Below are 10,536 nucleotides of genomic sequence, written 5' to 3'. Positions count from 1 at the left end.
GCTTCAGGCAACAGCCACGACGTCAAGAATGCGCTGAATTACCCGATCCTGATCGATCCCGGCGGCTTCGGCTTCGAACGACAGGATGATTCGGTGACGCAATACGTCGAACAGGACCGCCTGAATGTCTTCCGGGCTGACGAAATCGCGTCCTGCTAACCAGGCGTGTGCTCGGGCGCAGCGATCCAGCGCAATAGAGCCGCGCGGGCTGGCGCCGTAAGAAATCCATTCGGCCATTTCCGCATCGAACTTGGCTGGAGTGCGAGTCGCCATGACCAATTGAACGAGGTATTCCTCCACCGCATCGGCCATGTACAGGCCGAGAATTTCCTTGCGGGCGGCGAAAATCGCCTGCTGGCTGACGCGGCGCTCCGGCTTGGTCTCGCCATTCAGGGCTTCGCCGCGGGCCTGGGCCAGAATCTTGCGTTCCACCGAGGCGTCCGGGAAACCGATCTTGACGTGCATCAGGAAACGGTCGAGCTGGGCTTCAGGCAGCGGGTAGGTGCCTTCCTGCTCGATGGGGTTCTGGGTGGCCATGACCAGGAACAGTGGCGACAGGTCGTAAGTGCTGCGACCCACGCTGACCTGACGCTCGGCCATGGCTTCAAGCAGTGCCGACTGAACCTTGGCGGGCGCACGGTTGATTTCGTCTGCCAGCACCAGATTGTGGAAGATCGGCCCCTGTTGGAAGACGAAGCTGCCGGTTTCCGGACGGTAGATCTCGGTGCCGGTGATGTCGGCAGGCAGCAGGTCAGGGGTGAACTGAATTCGGTGGAACTGTGCTTCGATGCCTTCTGCCAGTTCTTTGATCGCTTTGGTCTTGGCCAGACCGGGAGCCCCTTCGACCAACATGTGGCCGTCGGCGAGCAGGGCGATCAGGAGACGTTCGATCAGTTTTTCCTGGCCGAGAATCTGCGTGGAAAGAAAGGTTCGCAGCGCTATCAGCGCTTCACGATGTTCCATCGGTGACTGTTCCTGGCAGGTAATCAGCGGCGTCAATCAACGCCGAAGCTGGGGGCGATACTTTAATCCATTAGGGGGGCCGGAGACTAACGTGGATAGGGGAATTTTCCGCAAAACATGACGGTGTACCGTTTATCAGCAAAAGCTCAGGGTGTCAGGGCGGGTACAGCTGCCTTGGAAGCCTCTAGGTCCTGCTCTCGTCAGCGATAACGTTTGAGAGTGAGTCGAGCGATGCACGGGATATGGATGCCGCCGGTCATTTGCGGCTGTCAGGTGGGGCGGCGTTTGCTTAACTGAAGTATGTCGAGTCGTTTGCTGTGGCTCAGAGAGCAACATTCTCAGGATGAGTCTTCAACCATGGCAAGCAAGAAAGCTAACGCCGTCAAACCGCTTTCAGCAATGGATGTGCTGCTGAGTAGCACCGCCAGGTACCGTACCGCCCCTTTCACCTTGTCTGATAAATACCCCACGGTGCTGAGCGTGGCGCGCAGTGATGTGGTCGGGCTGCTAAAAAATAACCCCGGTCTGCACATCACTGACGCTCGTGAACTGGTGCAACGTGCTCGAGCGATGTCGGTGGTGATTGCCCGGCAATTTCGGGAGCAACGGCTGACAGCATCAGTGCGCCATGCCAATCGTCCGCCGACGGGGGTAAAGGGTCTGGTCGACGGCCCGACCTATACCGACATGTTCAACCCGGACTGGGTGAATCAGTGCCCACCTGACGCCATTGAGGCGACCACCTCACCCGTTGCGTACCTGGCTGACCTCTATCGCTATAGCCAGGAATTGGAGAAGGACACCGCAACGCCCGAAGACGTCATCACCCTTGATTCTCGTCGTCCGGATCTTAAGGACATGGTGTTGGATCACACCGCGCTGAATCGCATTGAGCCAACCATCGTACTGGTCAATGAAATTCTGGAATCATCGATTCGCAAACATCTGGACGACCAAAACCTTGCAAGCACAACCGTTGACGATGCGCTGCTTGAGGCCCGTTATCCCAATGCGTTGCCGTTCGAGCGCTACACCAGTCAGATCAACTTTGTGCTGCAGCGTAAAGGCTATTCACTGGGCGACGTGATTCGCCTGGCTGACCCGGCTTATCCGTACTTCAAGGAGTCGGGGGCGCATTCTGCAATGTCCGATGTCGCGTTGATCCAGGACACCGGTTTTGGGCCACAGCAGCAGTCGCTGCTGCTGGAGGCGCCTTACTTTCCGAAAAGTGAAACACCGGCGAGTTCTTCTATTGCGGGAAAATGGCAGATCGACCCACGCACCCGCTTGCTGGTGGAGGCAAAAGAGGGTGAAAGCCAGCTCAGCACTTTTTACGAAGATAACTTCGGCGTGAGTGGTTCCAGTGAGTTGCAAGACGCCCAGACCTTCTGCCTGCGCACGGGGCTGAAAACCGAGGAGCTTGAAGCCTTGCTGTCGGTTGGGGCTTTTGCCCCCAGCCGCTCAGCCAATGTGACCGCCGATGCCGAAGTCGATGGCAGTAAGGCCGGTTCGGTGTATATCAATGCGGGCCAGGCGCCGGCCATGACGATCGAAACATCGCCGGGTGAAAGCGTCGACAACGTACTGGTTGAAGGGCCCAGTCATCAGATTCTCAATGCCAGCCCCGACCGTTTCGACCGAATGAACCGCATGATACGGCTGGCGCGCTGGCTCGCTCTGCCATTTGATGAAGTGGATCAGATCATCGTCGCCTGCATGCGGGCGGAAGTGCAGTCAGAGTCGGTATTCCCGGTTATCACTGCGAACACCCTGCGTGCCCTCGGGCTGTTTCAGGCATTACGGCGTCAATACAAGGTGACCGCCGAGGATTTCGCAGCGCTGATCCAGGGTATTGGTATTTATGGGCGCGGCAAGGAAACGTCGCATTTTGATCGGATCTTTAACAGCCAGGCGCTGTTTTCCGAGCCGCTGAAACTCGATAACACACCCATGGTGGTGGCGCCGACCAGCGAGACGGAGCGACGCAAAGTCGATCATTTGTGCGCATCCCTGGGGATGACCTACGAAAGCTTTCGTTATCTGGCGCGCATCGTTATGCAGTCGCGGGGCGAGACCACTCTGTCGTGGTCGGTGGAAGTGGTGTCGACGTTTTATCGGCTGACAAAGCTGCCGCGGTATATGGGGGTTACCACGATTGAAGCCTTGGCGCTGATTGAGCTTCTTGATAGCGGCGCAAACCAGCTGACGTCGAAAGTCGCCGGGGTCGTGCGCATTCAATCCCACGCAGCGAGCGCTGAAACCGACACGTTGAGCGTCCTCCATGCCTGGGTGGATTGCGTGACCTGGATGCAGGAGACCGGTTGGCAAGTCGCGCAGATGTACCCGCTATTGGGGGCGAGGTTTACAGACATCGTTGCCTCGGATGCGGAGCTTGGTTTGGTTGATCAAATCAACCAGCGGCTGCAGGCGGCCTTGATCTCGGACAACAGCTTTGCAGAAATCGGCGCGCCCAGTTCTGAGGTGTTCTCGATGGTCGACAATCAGGGGCAGGAGCGCGAGACGCTGCAGGCAATTGACTGGTTTGCAAAGCTTGAGGCCTTTATTGACAACGGTGATGTGACCAAAGGCTTGATCAAGCATTTGGGTGACAACGAGTCTGATTTTGAAAACATTCTGGTGTCGAGCGTTAAAGAAGTCGTGTCGGCCTCGAAGCTGGATGATGAAGCCTTGGCTGACAAGATAATCAACCGGGTGATGCGTGCGCGGGCAGAGCAAAGCGCTTTATTGATGGAGGGGCTCGCTGGGTATCTGGATGTTTCAGCCGACCAGGCCGATGCGCTTTTGGCCTGGGCGCAGGGCACTCATTATGAGCTGTTGAAGGAGGTATGTCGGGTACGTGGCGGGGGGAACACCATAAAGGTGGCGATGGGCGATGACATATTGTGGCTGCTGGTGAAACTGTCACAGCGCGCAACCATTACCCGCCATCTGCACATGAGCTCGGCACTGATTCGACAATTTGTAAGGCAACCGGACTGGTTTGGTCTGCCCGATGCCAGCCTTTCATTTCACGCCGTTTATATCCTGACTCAATACGCCACGGTAGTTCGGCGTAGTGAGCAGAGTGAAGACACGTTGCTGGACTATATACGCTTGGTGAATACCCATACCGGGGAAAGCCCAGGGGATAAGCGACTTGTTCGCGAGAGCGCGGCACAGCGGTTAGGGGCTTACTTGCGCTGGGGTATTCGCGAAATATTGGCGGTTGCGATGTACCTGGACAGCGATGGCGGTGTAAGTCGCACCATGCCGAGCATTGATGTCATCAGCCGCCTGGCGCTCATGGCCCATCAGTCGAGCCTGGACGCCAAGTCAGTTTTGGCTTTGGCCACGCTGCTGCCGACGAGCCGGGTAACGGAATATCGACACGCTGCAGGACAGGCACTCAGCACCATCAATAGCTTGCGGTCCCAAGTGCCGGAAAGCGAAGTGGGTCAGAGTCGGGCGCATACCATCACGGTGTCCAGGGATTATCTGGTTGCCAACAAACTGGAAGAGCGAGCTTTCTTCACCCTCACCCTGCGATCGTTAACGGATGAGCCACTGGCGGATATAACCCTTGTCTGGGAGACAAGCCTGGGTCAGTTAAGTGGTGGTGGTAACTCCGATGAGCAGGGCATAGCCACGGTGACGCTGGATGCTGGCGACGCATCGGGGGTTGCGATAGTGCAGGTGCATTTTGGCCTGGGTGAAACTCAAAAGGCCCCTGCTGTCACGATCGGTTATGACAAGGTCACCATGGGTTTCGTTGACCAACGCGGCGAACGAGAGCCCAACTCTGCTCTCGCGAACAGGCTTGAACCCATTTTCTTCAGACATTGCCTGCAAGATGATTATGGCAATTTGGGGATCGACTACCCCGTGACGTGGGAAACAACGCTGGGGGAGTTTCGGCGTCATATAACGTTTGGAGACAACACTGGCAAGGTCGAGGCTGAGCTCAGAAGCCTCTCTCCAAGCACTAGTCCGGTTGCAGTCGTGGCCGTATGTGAGAACGGCAACACTGATCAATTCGTCGGTGTAGAGTTCACCGATAAACCGTATTTCCAATACATTCGCTTTGCCGATGCAGCCACTGTTGGTTGTCAAGTCAGGGTTGAGTGTCGAGTGGTGAGGATTGATGGTAATCCTGTTGAGACTGGGACCGATGTTAGCTGGACGGCCAATAACGGTGAGTTTGACGATGTTACCAGCGAGACGGATGAAAATGGGGTGGCCCTCGCATTTATCACGCCAGCAACGGTTGGCAATGTTATCGTCACTGTCAGTTCTGATCGCGTTGAAACTGATAAACAGAGTGAAGACACTCTGGTTTATCCCATTACGACCTTGGCGCTCTCAGTGTCCGATAAGACTTACCTTATAGGCACTGCTCCACTGGTATTTGCCAGTGAATTGAAAGTGGGCAGCGACCCTGCAGTGAACCGATGTGTCAATTGGTATGTGGGTAATGTAAGGAAGTCTGACTCTTATACCAATGAAAGAGGCGTTGCCATATTTTCATCGGTATTTGTTCGCGGTGATCATGTGGTTCGATCTGTCGTCTCGGGAACTGATACAGCTGAGTCAGTCACTGTTAAAGCGTTGTCTTATGTATTTGAAGGTGTCATTACCGGGCTTTTACTCCCAGAAGCGCCTGGCCTATTGTCGCGGTATGAGTCTTACACACTGACTGTCAAGGTCTATCAAGAAGGCAGTGAGGAGCCTGTGGCAGGTGCGCCGTTCGTAGTCAAAGCAAAAGGCGCTGCGGAGTTGGCGATGAATGTCACCGGTTTGAATGATACTAAGATGTCGACGGCTGAGGGTGTGGTTTTTCCAATAAGTTTCAATGCTGTTGCTCTTGCCGGATCGGTTGCTCTTGAGGTTGAAAGTGGTGCGATAGTTAAGTGGAGTGGTGCATTCAAGGTGGGTTATTTTTATAAGTTGGGCCTTGTTAGTTTTACCTCCTTCAGACATTTTGCCTTGCTTGTTCCTTACTCGGAAGGAACAGTCACTCCCCTGCCTGGAGTATTGAAGGGTGAGACGGTGATGTCTCAGCTTTCTACTCCTGGTGTATGGCATAAAGGCGCTGTATTCAGAAATCCTCCTGAGGCGCCTGATAACGTGACCGCTGAGCTCTATGGCGGAAGTCCGGAGTCTGGTGAGTTGGCAACTATAGAACCCCAGCTTACATTGGATGGCTGCTTTTATATAGTCGAAAGTCAGGTTCAAGTACAAATGCCTTGACGTATGTCAGGTGCGCGCTTGCGTTGGGTGAACGTTTTTTAGGGTATGCGGCCGCTCGAGTCTGAATATCGATTGTGAAATTTAATTTTATTGGCGGCGCGTCGGGATATTGCGATGAACACTGTTTTTACTTCACTGGAAGAACACCGCCGAGACGCACTGGTCGCCTATTACCTGGGGCAACTAGCCACGTCCGCTGAAACAGTCGTGCCTGAACAAGTCACCACACCCGAAGACCTGTACGAATATCTGCTCATCGACAACCAGGTCAGTGCCCAGATCGAGACCAGTCGGGTCGCCCAAGGCATTGCCAGTGTTCAGCAGCATATCCATGCCATTTATAACGGAATGGAGCCGGGCTTTGATGAACTTCCTGATGTCGTGCAACGTCGCGAATCGCTCCAGTTCTGGCAGGACGCTATGAGCCAGTACCGCACCTGGGCGGCGTATCAAATGCTGGCCGACTACCCGGAAAACTATCTCGTCCCGTCGTTGCGTACCGGCAAGACCGACGCTTTCAAGGCCTTCGAAAGCGAGTTGGCCCAGGCGCGGCTAACGCCCGACAACCTGCAGAAAGCCTTGGGGAACTACCTGACCCGTTTCGAGGAAGTGAGCAATCTTGCCACGCTCTGCTGCTACATCGACGGAGTGGATTTTCGCCGCGCAGATTACTACTTCGTCGGCCGCCAGCCTGTGGAACCGTTCGATTATTACTGGCGCAAGGCAGCGATTGATTTGAACCAGACCAGCACGCATGTACCGCCTGCGGCCTGGAGCGAATGGCAGCAGATCGATGCGCCACTTGGCGCCATCACTACGCACGTACGCGCGGTAGTGGTGGAGGGACGCTTGCATCTGGTATGGCTGGAGCAGGTGCGCGAGGCGTTGGACGAGAAGGACGTGCCTATCGCGGACAGATATTTGTATCGCTTGAACACCAGCTATTTGCAGAGTAACGGTCAATGGAGTGTGCCCATAGCCCTGCTGGAATGCTCCATGCCATCGCTGGACACTCTGGAAACAGATCACTACACCCTCGTCGCCACCCTGGATAACCGTCTGGCAAACGAGCCTCGGCTGGTGGTGGGCTTTATCACTCGCACCATCACACCGTTGGATTTCGCCTTCATCCATGTGCGAGACAAACGCTGGCAGGCGGTCACGTTGGGTCATGAGTCGAAGCTTTCACTGGTGGTTGCATTGGTCAAGCAAATGGGCACCCACCCAGGTCGAGCCCAGCACGCTATAGAGGGAGCCGACATCGATCAAAAGGTGTGGACTCTCGAAAGTGTGGTCTGGAATAAGAGCGGCGATAACCATAAAGGACCACTTAGCGATTATCTCGAACTGGACGCACGCATCAAAACCATCGATGGCGTTTGCAAACTGGAGACGGTCGGCTTTTGCAGCAAACCATGCTATCGAGGCGCTGACTCCACGGCGCCATTGCGGGGCCAGTTCGGTCTGTGGAAAAGCGAGCCGCGATCACCCTATGCCCTGCTTCTCAATGGCTCTGCGCGCACGGCTGTGCAGGTTGATCCTTGGGGAACCGGAGATACCTTTTCAATGCGCTTTGGTATGTCCGACACCGAGACTGGCCTCGGTTTTAACGAATTCACGATTACCCGCAAGGAGCGCTCCAATGAGGTGCCCACGCTGGTTGTCACCGGCGATGGCGGGCAGTTTCTTGATTTGCAGGCGCTGGGGCTAGAGCCCCTGCGCTATGTGCGCCTTAATACCACCTTTGCCGGTGAGCTGGTGCGCAAAGCCGAGCGTTCACTGCAGGGCGCACTGGGCTGGGAAGCGCAGCACACCCCCGAGAGCCCGGCACCGGATGGCAACACAGCAACTCCGGTGGATTTCAACGGTGCCAACGGGCGGTACTTCTGGGAGTTGTTCTTCCATGCGCCGTATCTGGCCGCATCACGGCTGCATCAGTCGTTCGACTATGCCGGCGCTGAGCAATGGCTGCATTACCTGTTCAACCCGCAGGTGCGGGTTGCCCCTTTGTATCCGCCACCCGAGCAAGTGAACTGGCTGCCTTATTGGACCAGTCGACCATTGGGGTTTGTCGACGACCCTTCGCGTGACCTTGCTGCTCCACAGGATCCGGACACGATTGCTTATGGCGCGCCTTCGCATTACCGCAAGGCGATCTTCATGCTGTACGTGGATAACCTGATCGCCTGGGGCGACAGCCTCTATCGTCAGGTGACCCGCGACGCGCTGACCGAAGCCAAACTGCTTTACGTGCGTGCGCTGTCCCTGCTGGGGCCACTTTCCAAGGGCCGCAGCATCAGCCAATGGGCGCCGCAGTCATTGGCAGCTGCCGCCCGCCACCAGACGGCATCTTTCGCGGCGTTCGAAACTTCGGTAGTCGACTCGCTACTGCACGACACCTCTTACGCAACGGGCGATCAGCCTTGCTTGCGGTTGATCGATGCGCCCTGGTTCCGCTTGCCGGTCAATACCCGGCTGCTGGACCTGTGGGAACAGCTTGATTTGCGGTTGTACAACCTGCGCCACAACTTGACGCTGGATGGCAAACCCATGTTGCTGGCGCTGTACGAAGCCCCGGCCAATCCGCTGGACTTGCTGCGCGCGCAACTGGCCGGTAACAGCGTGTCGCTGCGGCGCCTGGGCTCGATGTCGATCATCCCGCCGTATCGATTCGCTGCCATGCTGCCTCGCGCCAGGGAGGCCGTGGACACACTGATTCTTTTTGGCGAGCAGGTACGCGTGCACATGGCTGCACGTGATCGTGCGGCGCAGGACCGTTTGCAGCAGCGTCATGTGCTGGAGTTGTCCGGTTTCGTCGAAACGCTCGATGACCTGGCCATTGAGCAGGGCGACCTTGCTATCAAGGCGTTGCATGCCAGTCTTTTACAGGTGAACAGCCAGATCACGACCTATCAAACGTGGCTGGAACAGGATGTGAGTGAAGCTGAGTTGCGTGCTGAAGAGCGGTTCGCCACGGCGAGAGATGCTCGATGCGCGGCCGCAAGTGATTATCGTGCCAGAGGGCACGGTATTACTCTGGCGCCCAATCTCATCACACTTGAGCCATTTCCTCCTTTCCTCATCCCTATCCCCGGCGGATTTAACTGGGCGGGGCCCGTGTTTCAGCAAGCATCCAAGGCGGAAGGCGGTCAAATCTACTACACCGAGAATGCCGAGACGCAATTGCGGGCGGATGCGTATATTCGTAGGCGCCAGGATTGGACATTTCTCAAGGATCATGCACAGGCACAGCTGCACTCCCTGGGCGCCCAGACCGACCAACAAGAGCTGATAAACAACTCGGCGAAGCGCAAACGACTCCGCTCGAAAAACGCCCGGGAACAGGCGCAGGCGCTTTGTGAATTCATCGAGACGCGCGACACCAACACGGCTTTGTATCAGTGGCTCCTCGGGCAGATGTCCACTCTTTACTTCCAGGCCTACGACGCAGTGCTTTCCTTATGCCTGGCTACCGAGGCCTGTTGGCAGTACGAGATTGGTGATGGCGATACGCGCTCTATCCCGGTCAGTGCATGGGTCGATAACCGTCATGGTCTGAGCTCTGGGGAAAGCCTGAAGCTGGGCTTGCTACAGATGGAGTCGTCCTTCTTGGTGCGCCATGAGCGGCGCCTGGAACTGGTAAAAACCGTGTCGTTGCGCCAACTGCTGAAGAGTTATTCAGGGCTCAGTGGCGAAACAGGCTGGCCAGCGGTGCTTGCCAGCCTGCGCAACACAGGCACCCTCGAGTTCGCGCTGAAACCTTCGCTATTCGATCAGGATTATCCCGGCCACTATCTGCGCCAACTGGTACGGGTTTCGCTGTCGTTACCCGGCGTGCTCGGCCCTTATGAAAACAGCCGCGTGATACTTGGCCAGCTTGCCAGCAGCTATTTGCTCAAGCCCGATCTCGGTGGCTGCAAGCACATGTACCGACAGGCCAATGAGTTATCAGGCGAGCACGACGACATCAGCCCGCGATATGTCATCGCCAATCCACGTCCCGGTCAGCAGATCGCGGTGTCGGCGGGCAGCGATGACTCCGGTCTGCACTTTGCACAGATGGAGGATGCGCGCTATCTGCCCTTCGAGGGGACCGGCGCCGTTTCGACCTGGACGTTGAGTTTCCCCCGGTATGCCAGTGCCCGACAGCAGGAAATACTCGACGCCCTGGAGGACATCGTTGTGCAGGTACGTTATCGCGCCATGGACGGCGGCAAACCCTTCGCCGCGCAAGTGAAAGCCTTGCAGCAAGACGCTGACAAAGCACGCACATCGCAAATCTGGCCACGCATACGCGACGGGATTTTGCCCAGCGCGTGAGTCTGT

3 protein-coding genes are annotated in these 10,536 nt (G+C 56.5%); 2 read left to right on the top strand and 1 reads right to left on the bottom strand.

The window, feature by feature from the left end; translation table 11 throughout:
- Positions 1-3 precede the first annotated feature (3 nt).
- Positions 4-963 carry a MoxR family ATPase gene (locus tag ABRP31_RS18675; protein WP_027900522.1) on the bottom strand — a complete coding sequence of 320 codons (960 nt, stop codon included), beginning with the start codon at positions 961-963 and terminating at the stop codon, positions 4-6.
- Positions 964-1,320: 357 nt separating this feature from the next.
- Here ABRP31_RS18675 and ABRP31_RS18670 point away from each other — a divergent pair, with 357 nt between their 5' ends.
- Both ABRP31_RS18670 and ABRP31_RS18665 read left to right on the top strand, forming a co-directional pair.
- Complete coding sequence (locus ABRP31_RS18670; RefSeq protein WP_349972992.1) at positions 1,321-6,210, top strand: Tc toxin subunit A; 4,890 nt, start codon at positions 1,321-1,323, stop codon at positions 6,208-6,210.
- 114 nt (positions 6,211-6,324) lie between these two features.
- Positions 6,325-10,530 (top strand): neuraminidase-like domain-containing protein, encoded by a 4,206-nt coding sequence (locus ABRP31_RS18665; protein ID WP_349972994.1) that lies wholly within the window; start codon positions 6,325-6,327, stop codon positions 10,528-10,530.
- Positions 10,531-10,536: the final 6 nt, after the last annotated feature.

This window comes from Pseudomonas caspiana (genome assembly GCF_040224095.2).
GTDB lineage: Bacteria > Pseudomonadota > Gammaproteobacteria > Pseudomonadales > Pseudomonadaceae > Aquipseudomonas > Aquipseudomonas caspiana.
Note: the sequence above shows the minus strand (reverse complement) of the source record. Positions and strands in the feature narration are given on the sequence as shown.